Below are 20,236 nucleotides of genomic sequence, written 5' to 3'. Positions count from 1 at the left end.
CCCTGTGCCGTGCTTGCCAATCGGAGGATGCAGTGTAGGACCACCGTGTGCGCCTCGCAGGGGCACGCAGGTCGCCGATGGCCTGCCAGGCTGCGCATTGATCTCGAAGGACTGCAGGCGGCGATCCGCGGCGGGTCCAGGCCGCACCGCAGCGAGCCTTGCGGATTGGCGATGGGGCCGGCCGCGGCGCCACACCCACGGCAAAAGAGGGATACTGACTATCCCCCCACGTACGCCGTCGCAGCGCCGCTGCCGGCCAGGATCCTCCATGCTCAAGGGTGTGCTGCTCGGTTTCGCCTGTTATGCCGCCTATTCGATCAGCGATGCCTTCGTGAAGGGGCTGGAGGGGTCGCTTCCGGCCTACGAGGTGGTGTTCTTCGGGGCGCTGCTGATGCTGTCGGCGCTGCCGTTTCTGAAGAAGCCGGGCGATCGCTGGCGCGAGGTGGTGGTGGCGCAGCGGCCGAGCATCTGGCTGCTGCGCGCGTTCACCGGCGCGGCCGGCAATCTGTCCGCGGTCACCGCGTTCACCCTGCTGCCGATGGCCGAGGCGTTCGCGCTGATCTTCCTGATGCCGATCTTCGTCACCGTGCTGTCGGTGCTGCTGCTCAAGGAAGAAGTGCGCTGGCGGCGCTGGCTGGCGGTGATCGTCGGCTTCATCGGCGTGCTGGTGGTGTTGCGGCCGGGGTTCCGGCACCTGGGCCAGGGCCATGTCGCGGCGATCGTCTGCGGGCTGGTGGGGGCGGTGTCGGTGATCAGCCTGCGCATGGCCGGGCCGGGCGAGAAGCGCCTGACCCTGTACGGCGCCGGCGTGCTCGGCCCGCTGCTGATGGGCGGGCTGCTGATGCTGCCGACCTTCGTCTGGCCGAGCTGGCAGCAGTGGATCCTGCTGGCCGGCTATGGCCTGCTCGCCGGCCTGGCTGCGATCTTCATGATGTACGCCTCGCGCGCGGCGCCGATCAGCGCGGTGGCGCCGACCCAGTACAGCCAGATGCTGTGGGCGATCGGCTTCGGCTACTGGCTGTTCCACGACCACCTGGACTGGCCGATGGCGGTGGGCATCGCGCTGATCCTGGGCGCCGGGCTGTTCACCCTGGTGCGCGAGGAGAAGGTCACGCGGTGGTGGCGGCGCACCAAATTGGTGTGAGTGTCGCCGCCTGAGCCGATCTCGGTCGCCGCCCCGGCGCCGATCAGGAAATCGCCGATACGGCCGCGCGCGCAGCGCGGCGATGCTGCCGACTCACGGACGAGGCAGGACAGCGGCGCGTGTGGCTGCAAGGGACCGCTGCGGTCGCCACGTCATCGGACTTTCCTTATCAAGATCGGAGAACGGCATGACGAACAATGCGATGGGGCAGTTGCTCGACGCCGCGGCCCATGCGGGCGCGGTCGGTGCGTCCGGCGTGCGGGTGGTGGCAGGCGTGGTCGGCGCGGACGGTGCGGTCCGCAACGGCGCGGGGTACACGGTGGCGCATGTCAGCACCGGGCATTACCTGGTGAGCTTCCAGCCGCCGTTCCAGGCGCTGGACGGGGTGTCGGTGACCCAGATCTATCCCGGCGACGGCAGCACCTGCGACAACGCGGTGATCATCCGCCTGGATGCGGGCCAGGTCCTGCTGAAGACCGGCGATGGCGGCGGCAACCAGTCCGACCGCGATTTCAGCTTCGTGGCGATCGGGCAGGGCGGCGCGCTGGCCTGAGCGACGGCCCCCGCGGCGTCCCGGGCGGCATGCGGCGCCGTCCGCGCCGCTGCGGGGGCCACCCGGCGCACGCGCGGCTGGCGCGCGCTGCCGCCATCTTCTATGTTTGCAGGCTAATCCCTCGCGATGGCCTGCGCTCATGACCGATCCGTCCGCCCAGCCCGACCACCTGCAGCGCAGCCTGTCCAACCGCCACCTGCAGTTGATCGCGATCGGCGGAGCGATCGGCACCGGCCTGTTCATGGGCTCGGGCAAGACCATCAGCCTGGCCGGGCCGTCGATCCTGTTCGTGTACCTGATCATCGGCGTGATGCTGTTCTTCGTGATGCGCGCGATGGGCGAGCTGCTGCTGTCGAACCTGGAGTACAAGTCGTTCATCGACTTCTCCACCGACCTGCTGGGGCCCTGGGCCGGGTTCTTCTGCGGCTGGACCTACTGGTTTTGCTGGATCATCACCGCCATCGCCGACGTGATCGCGATCGCCGCCTACGCGCAGTTCTGGTTCCCGACGCTGGCGCCGTGGATCCCGGCGATGCTGTGCGTGCTGTTGCTGCTGGGGCTGAACCTGGTGACGGTGAAGCTGTTCGGCGAGATGGAATTCTGGTTCGCGCTCATCAAGATCATCGCGATCTGCGCGCTGATCCTCACCGGCGCCGGCCTGGTCGCCTGGGGCTTTCAGTCGCCGTCCGGGCACGTGGCCTCGCTGGCCAACCTGTGGAACGACGGCGGCATGTTCCCGATGGGGCTGGGCGGGTTCTTCGCCGGCTTCCAGATCGCGGTGTTCGCCTTCGTCGGCATCGAGCTGGTCGGCACCACCGCCGCCGAGACCGCCGACCCGCGCCGCAACCTGCCCAAGGCGATCAACTCGATCCCGGTGCGCATCCTGGTGTTCTACGTGCTGGCGCTGGTGGCGATCATGGCGGTGACGCCGTGGCGCGAAGTGGTGCCGGGCAAGAGTCCGTTCGTGGAGCTGTTCGTGCTGGCCGGCGTGCCGGCCGCGGCCAGCCTGATCAACTTCGTGGTGCTGACCTCGGCCACGTCCTCGGCCAACAGCGGCATCTTCTCCACCAGCCGCATGCTCTACGGCCTGGCCGAGGAGCGCCACGCGCCGCGCGGCTTCGCCCGGCTTTCGCGTGCGGCGGTGCCGGCGCGCGGGCTGCTATTTTCCTGCGCCTGCCTGCTCGGCGGCACCGTGCTGATGTACCTGATCCCGAACCTGGTCACCGCGTTCACCCTGGTCACCACGCTGGCCGCGGTGCTGTTCATGTTCGTCTGGTCGCTGATCCTGTGCGCCTACATCGCCTACCGGCGCAAGCGCCCGCAGTTGCATGCGGCGTCCGCGTTCAAGATGCCCGGCGGCGTGGTCATGTGCTACGTGTGCCTGGCGTTCTTCGCCTTCGTGCTGGCGCTGCTGACCCTGCAGGCCGATACCCGCCAGGCGCTGTTCGCCAGCCCGGTGTGGTTCCTGCTGCTGGGCGTGGGCTACGCGTTGAAGCGCCGCAGCGCCTGAACCGGTGCGCGCGGCGGTCGTTGACGCTCTGCGCGCGCTGACGGATGCTCGCGGCCTTTCCTGCGCGAGCCCGTCCCGATGATCACTCTCCATCGCCTTGGCGGCACCTCCGACACACCGGTGTGCTGGGTGGACCTGTGCCAGCCGAGCGAGGCGGACCTGGCCGAGGTCGACCGCAAGGTCGGCTTCGCCGTGCCGACGCGCGCGGCCATCGGCGAGATCGAGTTCAGCAGCCGGGTGCGGGTGGAAGGCGAGGTGCTGTTCCTCAACGTGCCGCGCTTCCAGGACGAGGACGGCCCGACCGCGCCGCTCGGTTTCGCGGTGTCGCCGCGGGTGCTGGTGACCCAGCGCGAGCAGCCGATGGCCTCGCTGGACGCGGTGGCCGCGCAGTTGCAGCACAGCCCCTGCCGCAGCACCGACGACCTGCTGCTGCGCCTGCTCGACGAACTGGTCGGGCGCCTGGCCGACCGCCTGGAAGCGCTGGAGGCGCAGATCACCGAGACCACGCGCGCCGCGTTCGCCAAGCCGCATGCGCGGCACAAGTCGCGGCACCTGGAGCGGATGCTGCACGACGTCGGCGACATGGGCCGGCGCCTGGGCGGCATGCACAACGCCGGCCACGGCCTGCTGCGCCTGGCCACCTACCTGGGCGATGCGGCGCCGGACTGGTTCGGCGAGGACGCGGCCAAGCGCATCGGCCTGTTGCACAAGGATCTGTCCACGCTCATCGAATTCGAGCAGCACCTGGACGATCGCATCGAGTTCCTGCTCGACAGCGTGCTGGGCATGATCAACGTCGACCAGAACAACGTGATGAAGGTGATGGCGGTGGCCTCGGTGGTGGGCATCCCGCCGACGGTGCTGGTCGGCATCTGGGGCATGAACTTCGCGCACATGCCCGAGCTGAAATGGCACGACGCCTACTACTGGGCGCTGGGCGTGATCGCGCTGAGCATGCTGTTGCCGCTGGCGTGGTTCCGCCGGCGCGGCTGGGTCTGAGCCACTGCGCGCGGCGCCGGCCGCGCAGGATCACGCCGCGAGGCTGTCGGCCTGTGCTGCGGCGTCCGCCGCGTCGTGCTCTTCGCCGCTGACGTGCTGCACCGGGGCGATGTCCCACGACACCGTGTCCGGATCGATCAGGGCGTGAATCGCCGCACCCTGCAGTTCGCGCATCAGCCGCCGCGCCGACGCGGTGCCGTGCGCCACGCTGTCCCACAGCACCATGTCGACCACGCTGCCGTCGCGGCGGCGGGCGATGCGCCGCGAGCGGAAGCCGGGCTGGCGCTGCAGCCACGCATCGACCTCGGCGTTGGCGCGCAGGAAGGTGCGCCAGGTGCAGTCCAGCAGGCGGAAGGTGGCGATTTCCAGGGCTTCGGTATGGGGATGCATCGGTCTCTCCTGCGGTCTGCATCGCCCGCACGGCGCGCTGGTGGCGACGCGGCAGCGCGACGGCGGGCATGGGGGAAGGGACAGGGCCGAACGGCCGGAACAGGCGGGCGGGGGCGGGCGTTCCGGGACGGCGCCGGTAGGGGAACCGGCCGACACAGGATGCTGGCCCGCGCCGCCGGCGCGTTAGCGCGATCCAACGGAATTCTTGTACGATCCTGCAAGCCGCGTCGCGCCGTGGTCCGTGCCGGCGCAGCATCGTGCAAGCTTGCCTTCCTCCTCCGCACGCTACGGCGCCCTTGCCGATGACCGCGCTCGCCCACCGCTACCAGGAAATGGCCGCCCTGGTTGCCCGATTGGCCACGCCCGATGGCGACCACGACACCGCCATCGAGGGCTTCTTCTGTTCCTACCGCTCCGCGCCGTCGCCGAAGACGCACACCGCGCAGTGGCCGGTCTTCGCGCTGGTGCTGCAGGGCGAGAAATGCCTCACCCTGGGCAACGAGGAGTATCGCTACGGGGTCGGCACCTTTCTGCTGGTGACGCTGGATCTGCCGGTGGTCTCGCGCATCACCCAGGCCAGCCCGGAACAGCCGCTGCTGGGCGTGGGCATGTCGATCCGGCCGGACCGGCTGCGCGAACTGCTCGAGCGCATTCCCTTGCCGCCGCAGGTCGGCGCCGAGCGCCCGCGCGGGGTCTCGGTCAACACCGCCTGTCCGGACCTGCTGGATGCCACGCTGCGCATGCTGCGGCTGCTGGAACGCCCGGCCGACATCGCCGCGATGGCGCCGCTGATCGAGCAGGAGATCCTGTACCGCCTGCTGGTCGGGCCGTGCGGGCCGAACCTGCTGCGCATCGCCCAGGAGGACAGCCCCAGCAACCGCATCGCCAAGGCCATCGCCTGGTTGCGCCAGCACTACGCCGAGCCGCTGCGGATCGAGGACCTGGCGCGCCAGGTCAACATGAGCGTGTCCTCGCTGCATCACCATTTCAGCGCGGTGGCGGCGATGACGCCGCTGCAGTACCAGAAGCAATTGCGCCTGCGCGAGGCGCGGCGGCTGATGGTGGTCGAACGCATGGACGTGGGCGCGGCCGGCTACCGCGTCGGCTATCAGAGCCCGTCGCAGTTCAGTCGCGAATACAGCCGGCTGTACGGGCGTTCGCCGCGCAGCGACCTGGCCGAACAGCTCGGCTTGGCAGGTTGAGCCGTGCTGGCACTGCGCGGGACGCCGTGCGCAGCTGACGTGCTGCTGCTTGATCGACGACAGGACATCTCCCATCACGTCGAGGCGCGTCCCGTAGGAGCGGCTTCAGCCGCGACGGGCGTTCCCGCTAAAGCCGGTCGCGGCTGAAGCCGCTCCTACAAGACGCGGAGCCGCCTCCGGCTTGAGTGTCGTGGGATCAGATGATGCGAGGTGCGTTGCAGACAGCGCGGCATCTTGCATCTGCGCCGTGCAGGACCGGTGCAGTCCTGCACGGGCGCCACGGGTTACTGCAGTTGCTTGAGCCGCGCGACGATCTCTTCGGCGTGGCGCTCGATCAGGCCTTCGGAGGTGCCCCAGGCGGTGCTGTTGGTCGATTCGACGTCGAACTGCGCGGCGGTCTTGCCGTTGGCATCGGCGACGCTGACGCGGCTCTTGATCTTGTCGCGCCCGGCCATGATGCCGGCCTAGAAGCGCGCGCCATTGCTGCGCATGTAGTAGTGGTCGATGACGATGGTCATCTTGCGCGCATTGGCCTGGCCCTGCGTGCCGTGCAGGTGCGCCGCGTCCAGTTGCGCGTCGAGCTGGCGGCGGAACATGGCCAGGCTCTCGGCATCGGTGTCGTCGTTGCCGGTGAGCTGGTACCAGTAGGTTTCCGCGGTGGTCGCCTTGTAGCTCTGGTGCACCACGCTGTTGGTCGCGCAGCCGGCGGCCAGCAGCATCACGCCCAGCAGCGCGAGCGTTCTCCATTGCAGTTTCATGCTCTCTCCTTGTTGGGTCCCCATGCCGGGGCGAACGCCGCCGGCCGCGGCAGCATAGCGGCTGGGCGTGGGCAGGCGGGAGGCCTAGCGCGTTGTCTCCGGATCGCCCAGCCACGCCGCCACGATCCGCGCATAGGCGCCGCTGGCCTTGCTCAGGTGCAGCCACTGGTCCACGTAGGCCTTCCAGGCCATGTCGTCGCGCGGCAGCAGGAAGGCCTTTTCGCTGTACTGCAGCGGCTGCTGCGGCGCCACCGCGCACAGGCCCGGCACCTGGCGCTGCTGGAAGCGTGCTTCGGAGGCGTCGGTGATCATGACGTCGGCGCGGCCCTCGCGCAGGTCGCGGAAGATGGCGGGGTTGTCGTCGGACAGGATCAGGTGCGCATGCGGCAGTTCGCGGCGGGCGAAGGCCTCGTTGGTGCCGCCGCGCGGTTCGATGACCCGCACCTCGGGGCGGTCGATTCGGGCGATGTCGCGGTAGCGCGCCTGGTCGGCGCAGCGCACCAGCGGGATCTTGCCGTCGACCTCCAGCACCGCGCTGAACCAGGCCTGGCGCTGCCGCGGCAGCGACACCGAGATGCCGCCGACGGCGATGTCGCATCGATCGGCGTGCAGGTCCGGCAGCAGGCTCGGCCAGCGCGTCGGCACCCAGTGCAGCTTGACCTCCAGGCTGTCGGCCAGCGACTGCGCCAGGGCGATGTCGATGCCTTCGTAGCCGCCGTCGGCGCGCAGGCGGCTGTAGGGCGCGTAGTCGCCGGTGGTGCAGACGCGCAGCACGCCGCGTTGCAGGACGCTGTCCAGATGCGACGGGGCGGCGTGCGCCAGCAGCGTGAGTGTGGCGCCGAGCAGGGCGGCGGCGAGGCGTCGGGTCATGCGGTGCTCCTGCGGCAGGGTGGGCATCGGCGCCCGCTGGCTGTACGCCGGCTGTCGCAGTGCCGGCGCGCGCCACCTTAGCCGGTTTCCGCATGCGCCGGCGCAATCCCTGGCAGGACAAGGCTTTGCGTGCGCGGCGCGGCCGCAGATGGCGTCGCGTCGCTGCCGGCCGCGCGCGGCGGCACGCGCCGGCAACGGAACTCACGGCACGCTGTACAGGTCCGTCCCCCCACATTCGCTATCGTCGCCTGCCTATGGATTCCCGACCGTCGTGACCGCCCTCCCTGCGCAAGACCGTTGGCAGCAGCTATGGGCGGCACTGGCGACCGTGATGATCCTGGCCTTATTGGGACGGCTGCTGTGGGGCGCGCCGTCGGCGCCGCTGCGCCCGGCGGCCGAGGATGCGCTGCGCCTGGTGTTCCTGCCGCGGCAACCCGCGCAGCGCGCTGCGGTCCCGCCACAGGCCGCCACGCAGGTGCCGTCGGCGGCCGCGCGCACGCCGGCGACCATGCGGCAGCCACGCGGCGCCGAGGTGCCGCCGTCCACGTCCACGTCCACGTCGTCGCCGACACCGACACCGACACCGACACCGACACCGACACCGACACCGACCACCGCGGCCGGCACGCGGATGGCGGCGACGCTCTATACCGGCGATGGCCGTCCGCGCCTGCCGGACGGGGTGGCGGTGGATCCGTTCGCGCAGGCGCAGGGCACGCCGCCGGGGACGCTCAATCCGCGCGACGTCGCCAAGTCCAAGCGCCTGCTCGAACGGCCAAACCCGATCGACTACCGATCGACCCGTTTCGACAAGGACTGGGCCAGCGACGGCACCCTCGGCGATGTCGCCGTGCAGGGCATCGACCGGGCGATCAAGCAGCTATTGCCCAAGAACACCCATCAGTCGGCGGTAGCGCGGCCGCCGCCGGACGTGCGGTTCAACCCGGCGCTGCACGAGCGCGCCAGCGACCTCGGCAGCGAGGCCACCGGCGATGCCTACAAGGCCGCACCGATCGCCTTCGAAAAGGCGCCCGGATTGGAGGGTGAAGCCAGCCGGCGGATTCGCCAGGCCCTGGCCGACCTGCAGCAACGCCGTGGCGCCTGTCCGGCAGCGCAGCGCGCGCGCCTGCTGGCGCCGGTGCAGCAGCACCTGGACGCGCTGCTGCAGGTGGAAACCGCCATGGCCAAGGGCGCCGACCCGATCCGCGCGCAGCAACTGCTGCCGCGCGAGGCCGACAGCGCCTACGACCTGGCGCGGCGCGCGCTGTGGTACGCCGACCAGAAGCTGGCGGCGTGCGCACCGTAGGCGGTGATTCGACCTTGGAAGCGTCGGGACTGAAGTCCCTCCCACAGTGCACCAGCCAGCTTGCTGCGGATTCCTGGAGGAGCGGCTTCAGCCGCGATGGCATTGCAGGGACGCCGTGGTCGCGGCTGAAGCCGCTCCTACGAGGGAGGCGCTGTCGGACAGCGTGCCGAACTCCGCCATCACTCGTGTCGACGCGCGCTGCGCGATGATGCGCGCCCGTCCCGTCCGATCAGTTGCCCGATGCCGCTTGCCCGTGCCGCGCTGTGCCTGTTGCTGTGCTGCGGCGTCGTCGCCGGCGCTTCCGCGCGCACCGTGTACCGCTGCGTGCGCGACGGCACGGTCAGCCTGGCCACGGCGCCGGAACCGGGCTCGCGCTGCACGCCGAAGGAACTGGACGATGCCGCGATCGCCATGCCCAACCTGTGGGGCAACCTGGGCGTGTTCAGCGGCACGTTGTACGAGCGCGAGCAGGACGGCCGGCTGGTCTACTCCACGCGCAACCTGCCGGGTTCGCGGCCCTACCTGCGCTTCACCGCGGTGACCCCGCCCGGCGAGAGCGCGCATCCCGGCCTGGGCAAGGTGGGGGCGCCGCAGCTGCAGGTGCATGCCCGGCCGTTCCGTGCCGCGGCCCGGGCCACCGGGGTGGACGAGCCGTGGCTGCGCGCGATCGCGCATGCCGAGAGCGGCTTCGACGCCGCCGCGGTCTCGCCCAAGGGCGCGCAAGGGGTGATGCAGCTGTTGCCGGAGGTGGCGAAGGAATATGGCGTGCGCGACCCGTTCGCGGCCGACCAGTCGATCGCCGGCGGTGCCCGCTACATGCGCGCGCTGTTGCGCCGCTACGACGGCGACCGGGTGCTGGCCGCGGCGGCCTACAACGCCGGCATCGGCACGGTGGCGCGCTACGGCGGCGTGCCGCCGTACGCGGAGACCCGCGAGTACATCGACAAGGTGATGGCGCTGTACCAGCGCTACCGTACGGCGATGGGCATCGCGGTGGAGACGCCGGCGCAGTAGCGGCGGCGCCGACCGCCGGCCATGCCGCGTGCGCAGGCCGACGCGGCGTGGCCGCGGCGCCTGCCACGGCTCAAAGCGCGACGGCTTCCGTCTCCGCCTCGGCGTCCGCCTGCGCTTCCGCGTGCGGCGCAGCCGGCGTGGCAGCCGGCGCCGCGTACAGGTCCATCAGCAGCAGGGTCACGCCGTTGGTCCAGCCGAAGCCGTCCTGCAGCGCGTACTCGCCGCCACCGCCGCCCTTGGCCTGTGCGTCCACGCCGTACTTCTCCACCAGCTTGTGCTGTTGCGCGAACAGCGCCTGCACCCGCGCCAGGAAACGGCTGCCAATGCGCTGGGCCAGCGCGTCCTGGCCGTAGCGGCGCAGGCCGTCCACGGCGATCCATTGCAGCGGCGCCCAGCCGTTGGGCTCGTCCCACTGCTGGCCGGTGTGCAGGCGCGTGGTCGCCACGCCGCCCGGGCGCAGCAACTGCGCCTGCACGGTGTCGGCGCTGCGCTTGGCCCGCGCCGGCGAGGCGACCCCGACGAACAGCGGGTACAGCGCCGCGGCGGTGACCTGCTCGCGCAGCCGGCGCTGCTGCCAGTCGTAGTCGGTGTAGTAGCCGGCATCGCTCCACAGGTGCTTGTCGATCGCGGTCTTGCGCGCGCTGGCCAGGGCGGCGTAGTCGGTGTCGCAGCCGGCCGCGCCCGGGTTCTTGGCGCAGGCCAGGGCCAGGGTGCTCTCCAGGTGGTAGAGCAGGCTGTTGAGGTCGACCGGGACGATGGCGGTGGTGCGGATGCTGGCCAGGGTCTTGCGGTCGCCGAGCCAGCGGCTGGAATAGTCCCAGCCGCTCTCGGCGCCGGCGCGCAGGTCGCGGTAGACCTCGGCGGCGGGGCGGTCCTTGGCCTCGGCCGCGGTGCGCACGTCGTGCAGCCAGGCTTCCGGGCGCGGCGTGTCGCGGGCGTCCCAGTAGCGGTTGAGCAGGCTGCCGTCGGCCAGGCGCACCACGTGCGCATGTGCATGGCCTGGGGCCAGGCTCTGCGCGCCTTCCATCCAGTACGCGTACTCCTTCTGCAACTGCGGCAGGTAGCGCGCGTAGGCGGCATCGCCTTCCACCTTGGCCTGCAACTGCACCATGTGCGAGAAGAACGGCGGCTGCGAACGGCTCAGGTAGTAGGTGCGGTTGCCGTTGGGAATGTGCCCGTAGGTGTCGATCAGGTAGGCGAAGTTGTCCAGCATCTGCCGGCTGCGTTCGTGCTCGCCGCTCTCCACCAGGCCGAGCATGGTGAAGTAGGAATCCCAGTAGTAGACCTCGCGGAAGCGCCCGCCCGGTACCACGTAGGGGTGCGGCAGCGACAGCAGGCTGCTGTAGGGCGGCACGTCGACCTGGCGGCGCACCAGCAGCGGCCACAGCGCGTCGATGTGCTCGCGCAGGCCGGTGTCCTGGCGGATCGCCTCGGTCTGTACCGGGCCGGATTCCTCGAAGTTGGCGGCGACGAAGCGGCGCAGGTCGAAGCCGGGTTGCTGGCGCTGCGCCAGATAGTCGGCGTTGATCAGCGCCGGGTCGCGCAGCGGCAGCGCATCGACGAAGTGCTTCTGATCGTCGAACAGCTCCTGCTGCTGCACCGCCTGGAACAGTTCCGGGTAGGCCAGGTCGGGCGTCTGCGGCGGCGGCACCGGTGCGGTCAGCGTCGTCGCGGGCGCGGCCTCGGCCATGGCGGTGTCGACGTTGCCCAGCAACAGGCCGAGCGACAGGCTCAGCAGCGGGGTGCAACAGGGAGGAGCGGCATGGCTCATGTCGGGTCCAGAGCAGGATGCGTGCGGCATGGTAAACGACCGAAGCGGAGACGGGGCGCGCGGCCGGCTCTGGAGACGCGGCTGCCGATCCTGCCCTGGCGGCCGCGCGCCGCCCGGCTCGTACCGGTGAGGGACCGCAACGTCCCGGGTGATGCAAGAACGGGGCCGCTGCCGCGGCGCGGCTGCCCGTCGCCGGGTCAGCCGGGGCACGTCACCTGCAGAATGGTTGGCGCCTCGCGCCCAGAGCGGGGCGGCTGGGCGTCCAACGCGCGGCCAAGGCCGATGCGTAGGCGCTCGCCCGCTGCGCGGAGCAGGGAGGTGGCGCTGTCAGCGCGCCACGCGCGCCGGTCGGCGATCCGCCGGTCAGGGCGTCTGCGGCCGCAGGCGGTCCTTCTCGGCGCTGAGCGCGGCTTCGGCGCGCAGGAACACCAGCCCGATCTGCTCGTCCGCCCGCGTGGCCTGGGCGGCGCCGACCAGGACGGTCAGCCCGAGCGCCTGCTGCCGCGCGGCGATTTCGCGCAGGCCGCGCAGCTTCCGCTCGGCGTCGGCGCCATGCAGCATGACGATGAATTCCGCGCTGTCGGTTGCCCGGTCCACGCTGTCGGCGCCGCCATCCTGCACGTAGCTGCCCAGGGCGCGGTCGAGCTGCTGCAGGCTGCTGCCGAGCAGGCGTTCGCTCTGCCGCTCGGCCAGCGCGGCCAGTTCCTGCACTTCCAGCATCACCACCCAGTAGCGGCCCTCGGCGTCCGCGCTGTCGGCAACCGGGTGCGCTTGCAGGAGCGCCTCGCGTTCGCGCTGCAGCGCATCGCGGCGCGCGTCGAGCAGGCGCATGGCGGTGCGCGCCAGCGCGCGCAGGCCATCGCGTTGGGCGTCCTGGAGTTCGCGCGGCGTGGTGTCCAGCACGCACACCGTGCCCAAGGCGATGCCCTCATCGGTCACCAGCGGCATGCCGGCGTAGAAACGCGCCCCGGTATCACCCCGGACCACCGCGATGTCGGCAAAACGCGGGTCGGCGGCGAGGTCGGGCACTTCCAGCAGTTGCTGGGGCTCGCGGATCGCGTGGCCGCACACCGCCTGGCTGCGCTCGGTCTGCGACACCTCCAGGCCCATCCTGGCCTTGAACCACTGCCGGTCGCGGTCCACCAGCGAGAGCAATGCGATCGGCGTGTCGCACAGCGCGGCGGCGATCTGCACGATGTCCTGGTAAGCGTCTTCGGGCAGGCTGTCGACGATGCGGTAGCTGTCGAGGACGCGCTGGCGCTGGGCTTCATCGGTCATGGGCGGCGTCGGGTCTGGCGCGGATCGCAGGGCGCAGCACGATACCGCAGGGCGCCGAGATGTCGCGTGGACAAGCGCGCAAGCGTGATGCAGTGCACGCCATGCACCCATCTGCCGCGTACGACCTCTCCGTGCTGCGATCGCCGCGCCGCGCGGCGCGCGCTGGCGGTCAGCCGGCGGCACCGGCGCCGAGCGCGCGCAACTGCGCCTGCAGGGTGGCGGCGTTGTCGAGGGCGTGGCCGAGTGCGGTGTTGTCGAAGATCACCCAGGTGTCGCCCGGGTGCGGCGTGGCGGCGACGACGCGCTCGGCCAGGTTGCGCAGCGTGGCGTCGGCGTAGTCGCTGTAGTAGATGCGCGGCGCGCCGTGCCAGCGCCAGTAAGCCGGCGTCGCCGTGCCGGCCGGCTGCGCGGCGGTTGCGTTGAGGGCCGGGTCGGCGGCCACGCGTGCGATGCGGTGGCGCTGCCACAGCGCCTCGGCGCGCGCGCTGAACCAGCTGGCATGGCGTGGTTCGCAGGCGATGCCGCCGTGCCAGCGGCGCCGCAGCATCGCGAAGAAGGTGGCGGCGGTGCGCGCATCGAAGGCCAGGCTGGGCGGCAGTTGCACCAGCAGGCAGCCGAGCTTGTCGCCGAGATGGCCGACCTCGCCAAGGAAGGTCTGCAGCAGGGGCGCGACGCGGTACAGCCGCGCGTCGTGGGTAATCGTGCGTGGCACTTTGGCGGAGAAGCGGAACGCCGCCGGCACGCTGTCGGCCCAGCGCTGGTAGGTGCTCGCGCGGTGGGCGCGGTAGAACGTGGAATTGATCTCGACCGCGTCGAAGCGGGTGGCATAGCGCGCCAGCTGGCTGGCGCCGTCGCCGACCAAGGTGCGCTGCGTGCTGGCGATCGACCAGCCGGCGCAGCCGACGCGGATGTTCGGCGCGGCGTCGGCGCGGCGGGGAGAAGCGGTCGGCATCGGCGGCAGCGGGCGAGAACAGGCCTTCCGGATACCAAGTGCTGCGGCCAGGAGCCGTGAAGGACAGGCACCGCGCGCCGCCTTGGCGACTCATCCGCCACCCGCGCGCCAGGGCGGCCGGTGCCTGCAGGTTGCGCCGGAGCGCAGTCTGCACGTTTCCTGTCGTCGCATGTCGCATGTCGCATCGCGCGATGGCGCTGCGTTGCGATGGCGCCGACGCCCGATGCTGGCGTCGGCGCGTGGCGCATGGCGGGGCAACCCCGCCATGCGTGTGCGGCGTTACGGCTTGGCCTTCGCCTTGACCGGCTGGCCGTCGCTGTCCAGCACCTGCACCTCGCCCAGCTTCAGCGCGCGCACCGGCGCTTCGATCTGCTTGAGGTCGCCGACGATGACCCAGGTCATCGCCTGCGGCGCCACGATCTCCTTGATCGCCGCTTCCGCCGCCGGCTGGTCGACCGCTTCCAGGCGCGTCTTCAGCGTCTGCACGTAGTCGTCCGGGCGGCCGTACTGGACGATGCCTTCCATCGCGCTGAGCACCGCGCCGGTGGTCTCGAAGCTGCCCGGCAGGGCGCGCACGCGCTGTTCCTTGATCTTGGCGATCTCGGCGGCGGTCAGCGGCTTGTCGCCGACCACGGCCTTGGCTTCCTTGAGGATCTCGGCGGCCGATTCGGCGGTCTTGTCGGTCTGCACCGGGGCGAAGAACAGGAACGGGCGCTGGCCGATCGCGTCGATCATGAAGCTGTTGGCGCCGTAGGCCCAGCGCTTGTCCTCGCGCAGGTTCATGTTCAGGCGCGAGGTGAAGGTGCCGCCGAAGGCGCCGTTGGCCACGCCGATCGCCAGGTTGTTCGGCGCCTTGGTCGAGGGCGCCAGCAGGCCGGCCAGGATCAGCGACTGCGGGGCGTCGTCGCGGTTGATCAGGAACACGCGCGGCTTGGGCTGCGCGGCCACCTGCGGCAGGCTCTTGGTCGGGCGCTTGCCGGCCGGGGCCTGCCAGTCGCCGAACGCGGCATCCAGCTGCGGGATGATCTTGTCCAGGGTGGTATCGCCGGCGACCAGGATGCGCACGTTGTCCGGACGCAGCCAGTTGTTCTGGAACGCGCTCAGGTCGCCCGCGGTCAGGCTCTTGATCGCCGCCTCGGTGCCGGTGCCGGTGAGCGGCACGCCGTACGGATGGGTCGGGCCGTACAGCAGCGGCGGCAGGGTGCGCAGCGCCAGGCCCTGCGGCTGGGTCTTCTCCTGCGCGATCGAGGCCAGCCACTGGCCGCGGATGCGCTCGATGTCGTCGGCCTTGAACGCCGGGTTGCGCACGATGTCGGCGAACAGTTCCAGCGACGGCGCCAACTGGTCGTTGAGCGCGTTGAGCGAGGCGTCGCAGCTGTCCAGCTCGCAGGACACGCTGGTCATCGCGCCCAGGCGCTGGCGGCGCTGCGCCACGTCCACCGAATCCAGGTTGCGGGTGCTCTCGTTCATCAGCGCCGCGGTGAAGTTGGCGGTGCCGAGCTTGCTGCCACGGTCGGTCGCGTAGCCGGCATCGAACAGCAGCTGGATCTGCGTGACCGGGATGGTGTGGCGCTCGGCCAGCACCACCTCGATGCCGTTCTTGAGCTTGCCGCGCTGCAGCTGCGGGAAGCTCAGGCTCGGGAACTGGGTGGTCTCCGGCACGCCGGCGGCGCGGTCCACCTGCGACTTGCCGACGCTGTAGTCGGCCTTGGCCGGCACCTTCGGCGCGGGCTTGCCCGGGGCCGCCGGCAGCGGCTTGACCGCCTTGTCCTCGGCCGCCGGATCGAAGCCCTCCGGCGCCGGCAGCACGGTCAGCAGGTAGTCGCCCTTGCCGAACCAGGTGTCGGCGGCCTTGCGCACGCTGGCGACGGTGGCGTCCTGCGCGCGCTGCAGGTCCTTCTTGTAGGCGCCCGGATCGTTGCGGTAGACCTGGCCCTCGGCCAGCACGGTGGCCTTGCCGCCGAAGCCGCCGACCTTCTCCAGGCCGCGCACGAAGCCGGCGCGGTAGCCGACCTGGGCGCGCTGCAGTTCGTCGGCGGTGGGGCCTTCGGCCAGGAACTTCTGCAGTTCGTCGGCGATGGCGGCCTCGACCTTGGCCGGGTCCACGCCTTCCTTCACGTCGGCGGTGATCTGCAACTGGCTGGCCAGCGCGAACGACTGCAGGCCGGCGGAGACGTCGTCGGCCAGCTTGTCGCGATAGACCAGGCGCTGGTACAGGCGGCTGGTCTTGCCGCCGCCGAGCACGGTGGTGGCCAGGTCCAGCAGCACCGCGTCGTCGGTGCCCAGCTGCGGCGCCACCCAGGTGCGGTAGATGCGCGGCTGCGCGACGTGGTCGTGCTGCACGCCGCGGGTCTGCTTGGCCAGCGGGGTGATCCACGGCTGTTGGCGCGGCACCGGGCGGCCGGCGGGGATGTCGCCGAAGTACCGCTCGGCCTTGGCCTTGGCCTGCGCCACGGTGATGTCGCCGGCCAGCACCAGGGTGGTGTTGGCAGCGCCATAGTTGTCGTGGAACCACTGCTTGACGTCGTCCAGCGAGGCCGCGTCGAGGTCGGCCATCGAGCCGATGGTGTCGTGCTGGTAGGGATGGTTGGCCGGGAAGATGTTGGCCAGGATGTTCTCGTCGACGCGGCCGTAGGGGCGGTTCTGGCCCTGGCGCTTCTCGTTCTGGACCACGCCGCGCTGGGTGTCCAGTTCCTTCTGGCCGATCGCGCCGAGCAGGTGGCCCATGCGGTCCGATTCCATCCACAGCGCGGTGTCCAGCGCGGTGGTCGGCACGGTCTCGAAGTAGTTGGTGCGGTCGAACCAGGTGGTGCCGTTCATGTCGGTGGCGCCGACTTTCTCGAACGGCTGGAAGTAGGTGCCCTTGTGGTTCTCCGAGCCGGAGAACATCAGGTGCTCGAACAGGTGCGCGAAGCCGGTCTTGCCGGCCGGCTCGTCGCCCGAGCCGATGTGGTACCAGATGCTCACCGCCACCACCGGCGCCTTGTGGTCCTCGTGCACGACCACGGTCAGGCCGTTGGGCAGGGTGAAGCGGGTGTAGGCGATCTCCGGCGCGGTCGCCTGGCCCGGCGTGGCCGCGGCCAGGGCCGACGGCGCGGCCACCAGGGCGGCGCCGGTGCCGAGGGTGAGGATGCTGGAGATCAACAGCGACAAGGGTCGGAGCATGGGCCGGGCCTGAGTGTGGACAATGCGCCAGCATAGAGGGGTGGCGGCGGCCGCGGGAACGTGACTGATGGCACACCGCGGCATGCCGGGCAGCGCGCCGGCATGGCGCGCTGCCATCTTCGCAGAGGGGCCGCGCGCGTGGCGTCAGGGGCGCAGCGCCGCGCTCAGCGTGCGGCGCAGAAACCGAATTCGGCGGTCGCGCCCGGGGCCAGGGTCTTGTTCCAGTCCACGCCGCTGGCGCTGAGCGTGGTGCCGGACTGCGTCCAGGTGGCGTTCCACAGGTTGCTGATGGTGCCGCTGATCGACAGGGTGGCGGTCCAGTCGCCGCTGCTGCCGCCGGTGTTGGTCACCTGCACGCGATTGCAGTAGCCGGCGTTCCAGTCGCTGTCCACCAGCACCTTGGTGCTGAAGCTGCTGCCGGACGGCGGCGGCGTGGGCGTTCCGCCACCGCCGTTGCCACCGCCACCGCCAGTGCTGCTGCCGTCGCCGTCCCACAGCTTCTTCAGCAGGGTCACCTTGTCGGTGCGCACCGTGCTCCAGTCGTCGTTGAGGATGCCGCCGGTGTCGCCGCTGTTCGGGTTCCACGACCAGTAGAAGCCGCTGTGGATGCCCTTGCCGATCAGGTAGTCGACCAGCGCGTTCTGCCACTGCACGTCCAGCGGGTTGCCCTGGCCGTACTTGCCGCCGAACTCGCCCAGCAGCAGCGCGTGGCCGGCCTGGACGAACCGGCCGAAATGCTGCTCCCAGATCGCCGGCATGTTGGCCGGGAAATTGGAGGCGTTGAAGTAGGACTGCATGGACACGTCCGGCCCGTACACGTGCGGGGCGAGCAGCAGGCGGTTGGCCGGAATGGACAGCGGCGTGCAGGCCAGCGGTTCCAGGTTCTCGCCCCAGAAGTGCGCGGTGCTGCTCGAACAGGTCGGGGTGTCGGCGATGCCCTCGACCACGATCAGCCAGTTCGGCGCCGCCTTCAGCACCGCCGCCGCCGCGCGCTCGGCCGCCTTGTTCCAGTCGGTGGCGGCATTGCCGCTGCCCCAGGTGGCGGCGCCGTGCGGCTCGTTCTTCAGGTCCAGGCCGATCACGCCCGGCACCGATGCGTAGCGCTTGGCGACGAAGCTCAGGTCGTCCAGCCATTGCTGCTCGCTGTAGCTGCCGGTGTACCAGAGTTCGGAGATGGCGTTGCAGTCCGGCGTGTGGTGGTCGAGCAGCACGTACATGCCGCGGCTGCTGAGTTCGTTGATCACCTTGTCCAGGATCTGCAGCGAGTTCAGGCCTTGCAGGTCCGCATTGCGGCTGTAGTCGATGCTGCCGGGCGACACCGCCTGCAGCGTCTGCGGGCAGAACGGCAGGCGCACGGCGTTGAAGCCCAGGCCCTGCATCTGCGTGATCATGTCCTTCCAGTTGCGCGCCCACAGGCCGTGCACGGTGTGCTGCGCGGTCTCGAAACCGAACCAGTTGACGCCGCGCAACTGCACGGCGTTGCCGCCGTCGTCCACCACCTTGCCTTGCTGGATGGCGTAGCTCCAGGCCGAGCCGCTGGCCGCCACGAGCGCCGCGGCGAGCAGGCAGCGGGTGATACGGGAGTGCAGGGACCGATTCATCGCGATGGCTCCGATGGCGGCCGGTGCGGAGTGCGCCAGCCAAAGGGGGGGGCGGATGCTTGGCGGCGATGATCGGCAGTGTCCGCCGCGACGGCCGTGACTGCCGTTGCAGAAGACGGGCTTGTCCACCGATTGCGCGCAGGTGCCGTGGTGGTGTCCACGGGCGCGCAGTCGCCCGCTGCAAACGTCAACGGCAGCGTCGAGGGACGCTGCCGTTGGCGTGTTACCCCACGTGGGGCGCGAGGCGATGGCGCTGCCTTCAGCGGGCGGCGCAGAACCCGAACTCGGCGGTGGCGCCGGGGGCCAGGGTCTTGTTCCAGTCCACGCCGCTGGCGCTGAGCGTGGTGCCCGATTGCGTCCATGTGGCGTTCCACAGGTTGTTGATGGTGCCGCTGATGGACAGGGTGACCGCCCAGTTGCCGGTGGCGCTGCCGCTGTTGGTCACCTGCACGCGTTCGCAGTAGCCGGCGTTCCAGTCGCTGTCGACGATGATCTTGGTGCTGAAGCTGGCGCTGCCCGGTGCCGGGGTCGGGGTCGGCGTGGGGGTTGGGGTCGGCGTCGGGGTGGGCGTTGGCGTGGTGCCGCTGGTGTCGCCCCACAGCCGCTTGAGCCCGGCCATCTTCTCGGTGCGCACGGTGGTCCAGTCGTCGTCGAGCACGCCGCCGGTGTCGCGGCTGTTGGGGTTCCAGGCCCAGTAGAAGCCGCTGCGGATGTTCTTCTTGATCAGGTAGTCGATCAGCGCCTTCTGCAGGATCGGATCCTGCGCCTGGTTGCGGCCTTCGTTGCCGCCGAACTCGCCGATCATCATGGCGTAGCCGCGCTGGGTCAGCTGGCCGAACTGGCGCTCCCAGATCGCCGGCATGTTGGCCGGGAAGTTGCCGTCGCCGAAGTAGGGCTGCCAGTTCACGTCCGGGCCGTACACGTGCGGCGACAGCAGCAGGCGGTTGGCCGGCACGTTGAGCTTGGTGCAGGTCAGCGGTTCCAGGTTGCCGCCCCACCAGTAGCCGTAGCTGCTGGAACAGGTCGGGTTATCGGTGATGCCCTCGACCACGATCAGCCACTTCGGCGCCACCTTCAGCACCGCCGCCGAGGCGCGCTCGACCGCCTTGTTCCAGTCGGTCTTGAGGTTGCCGGTGCCCCAGGTGTTGCGGCCGTTCGGCTCGTTCTTCAGGTCGATGCCGATCACGCCCGGCACCGACGCGTAGCGCTTGGCCACGAAGCTCAGGTCGCTGAGCCACTGCTGCTCGCTGTAGGAGTCGGTGTACCAGAGCTCGGAGATGCCCTGGCAATCGGGCGAGTGATGGTCCAGCAGCACGTACATGCCGCGGCTGCTGAATTCGTTGATCACCTTGTCCAGCACCTGCAACGAGTTCAGGCCCTGCAGGTCCGGGTTGCGGCCGTAGTCGATGCTGGTGGGCGCGACGCCGCGCAGGATCTGCGGGCAGAACGGCAGGCGCACGGCGTTGAAGCCCAGGCCCTGCATCTGCGTGATCATGTCCTTCCAGTTGCGCGCCCACAGGCCGTGCACGGTGTGCGCGCTGCCTTCGAAGCCGAACCAGTTGACGCCGCGCAGTTGCACCGCGTTGCCGCGGTCGTCCACCACCGTGCCTTTGCTGATCGCGTAGCTCCAGGCCGAACCGCTGGCGGCCAGCAGCGCGGCGGCCAGCACGCAGCGGGTGATGCGGGGGAGGGGGGACATCGACATCTCGGCAGGTCTCCGGAA

Annotated in this window: 17 protein-coding genes; 7 read left to right on the top strand and 10 right to left on the bottom strand. The window is 70.5% G+C overall.

The features are described 5' to 3' along the window. Nucleotides 1-268 precede the first annotated feature (268 nt). From M3U25_RS12240 to M3U25_RS12225, 4 genes are all read left to right on the top strand, one after another. On the top strand, nt 269-1,144 hold the full coding sequence (locus M3U25_RS12240) for a DMT family transporter (protein WP_355501078.1): 876 nt from the start codon (nt 269-271) through the stop codon (nt 1,142-1,144). Nucleotides 1,145-1,331: 187 nt separating this feature from the next. After that, complete coding sequence (locus M3U25_RS12235) at nt 1,332-1,697, top strand: hypothetical protein (RefSeq protein WP_355501081.1); 366 nt, start codon at nt 1,332-1,334, stop codon at nt 1,695-1,697. A gap of 139 nt (nt 1,698-1,836) precedes the next feature. Continuing rightward, the gene (gene cycA / locus M3U25_RS12230) at nt 1,837-3,207 is read left to right on the top strand and encodes a D-serine/D-alanine/glycine transporter (RefSeq protein ID WP_048490601.1); all 1,371 of its coding nucleotides are present in this window, start codon (nt 1,837-1,839) and stop codon (nt 3,205-3,207) included. Between the two features lie 78 nt (nt 3,208-3,285). Continuing rightward, nucleotides 3,286-4,206, top strand: coding sequence for a CorA family divalent cation transporter (locus tag M3U25_RS12225; protein ID WP_355501084.1), 921 nt, complete (start codon nt 3,286-3,288; stop codon nt 4,204-4,206). 30 nt (nt 4,207-4,236) lie between these two features. Here the strand turns inward: M3U25_RS12225 and M3U25_RS12220 are convergent, their stop codons facing one another. Further along, entirely contained in the window at nt 4,237-4,596 is a 360-nt protein-coding gene (locus tag M3U25_RS12220) for a hypothetical protein (protein WP_242084164.1), read from the bottom strand. A 302-nt stretch (nt 4,597-4,898) separates the two neighbouring features. Between M3U25_RS12220 and M3U25_RS12215 the strand changes: the two genes are divergently transcribed. After that, nucleotides 4,899-5,798, top strand: coding sequence for an AraC family transcriptional regulator (locus M3U25_RS12215; RefSeq protein WP_019797847.1), 900 nt, complete (start codon nt 4,899-4,901; stop codon nt 5,796-5,798). 284 nt (nt 5,799-6,082) lie between these two features. Here M3U25_RS12215 and M3U25_RS12210 read toward each other — a convergent pair whose 3' ends face one another. From M3U25_RS12210 to M3U25_RS12200, 3 genes are all read right to left on the bottom strand, one after another. Continuing rightward, on the bottom strand, nt 6,083-6,253 hold the full coding sequence (locus M3U25_RS12210; RefSeq protein ID WP_355501089.1) for a hypothetical protein: 171 nt from the start codon (nt 6,251-6,253) through the stop codon (nt 6,083-6,085). A gap of 9 nt (nt 6,254-6,262) precedes the next feature. Next, nucleotides 6,263-6,556 carry a hypothetical protein gene (locus M3U25_RS12205; protein WP_355501092.1) on the bottom strand — a complete coding sequence of 98 codons (294 nt, stop codon included), beginning with the start codon at nt 6,554-6,556 and terminating at the stop codon, nt 6,263-6,265. A gap of 84 nt (nt 6,557-6,640) precedes the next feature. Then, nucleotides 6,641-7,426, bottom strand: coding sequence for a transporter substrate-binding domain-containing protein (locus M3U25_RS12200; protein WP_355501094.1), 786 nt, complete (start codon nt 7,424-7,426; stop codon nt 6,641-6,643). Nucleotides 7,427-7,697: 271 nt separating this feature from the next. Here M3U25_RS12200 and M3U25_RS12195 point away from each other — a divergent pair, with 271 nt between their 5' ends. Beyond that, a complete protein-coding gene (locus M3U25_RS12195) occupies nt 7,698-8,732 on the top strand; it encodes a hypothetical protein (protein ID WP_355501097.1) in 1,035 nt (344 codons plus the stop codon). Nucleotides 8,733-8,972: 240 nt separating this feature from the next. Continuing rightward, a complete protein-coding gene (locus M3U25_RS12190; protein ID WP_355501099.1) occupies nt 8,973-9,746 on the top strand; it encodes a lytic transglycosylase domain-containing protein in 774 nt (257 codons plus the stop codon). 70 nt (nt 9,747-9,816) lie between these two features. Here the strand turns inward: M3U25_RS12190 and treA are convergent, their stop codons facing one another. The 6 genes from treA to M3U25_RS12160 all read right to left on the bottom strand — a co-directional run bounded on the left by treA (nt 9,817) and on the right by M3U25_RS12160 (nt 20,212). Beyond that, nucleotides 9,817-11,517: an alpha,alpha-trehalase TreA gene (gene treA, locus M3U25_RS12185; RefSeq protein ID WP_355501102.1), complete on the bottom strand. Its 1,701-nt coding sequence runs from the start codon at nt 11,515-11,517 to the stop codon at nt 9,817-9,819. Between the two features lie 363 nt (nt 11,518-11,880). Then, nucleotides 11,881-12,795 carry a GAF domain-containing protein gene (locus tag M3U25_RS12180; protein WP_242159557.1) on the bottom strand — a complete coding sequence of 305 codons (915 nt, stop codon included), beginning with the start codon at nt 12,793-12,795 and terminating at the stop codon, nt 11,881-11,883. 169 nt (nt 12,796-12,964) lie between these two features. Then, a complete protein-coding gene (locus M3U25_RS12175) occupies nt 12,965-13,747 on the bottom strand; it encodes a DUF72 domain-containing protein (RefSeq protein ID WP_355501106.1) in 783 nt (260 codons plus the stop codon). 279 nt (nt 13,748-14,026) lie between these two features. Continuing rightward, nucleotides 14,027-16,912: a pitrilysin family protein gene (locus M3U25_RS12170; RefSeq protein WP_355501109.1), complete on the bottom strand. Its 2,886-nt coding sequence runs from the start codon at nt 16,910-16,912 to the stop codon at nt 14,027-14,029. 164 nt (nt 16,913-17,076) lie between these two features. After that, nucleotides 17,077-18,513, bottom strand: a complete 1,437-nt coding sequence (locus M3U25_RS12165; protein WP_355501112.1) for a cellulase family glycosylhydrolase — start codon at nt 18,511-18,513, stop codon at nt 17,077-17,079. A 259-nt stretch (nt 18,514-18,772) separates the two neighbouring features. Next, complete coding sequence (locus M3U25_RS12160) at nt 18,773-20,212, bottom strand: cellulase family glycosylhydrolase (protein WP_355501114.1); 1,440 nt, start codon at nt 20,210-20,212, stop codon at nt 18,773-18,775. Nucleotides 20,213-20,236: the final 24 nt, after the last annotated feature.

This window comes from Xanthomonas sp. PPL134 (genome assembly GCF_040595915.1).
GTDB classification, from domain to species: domain Bacteria; phylum Pseudomonadota; class Gammaproteobacteria; order Xanthomonadales; family Xanthomonadaceae; genus Xanthomonas_A; species Xanthomonas_A indica.
Note: the sequence above shows the minus strand (reverse complement) of the source record. Positions and strands in the feature narration are given on the sequence as shown.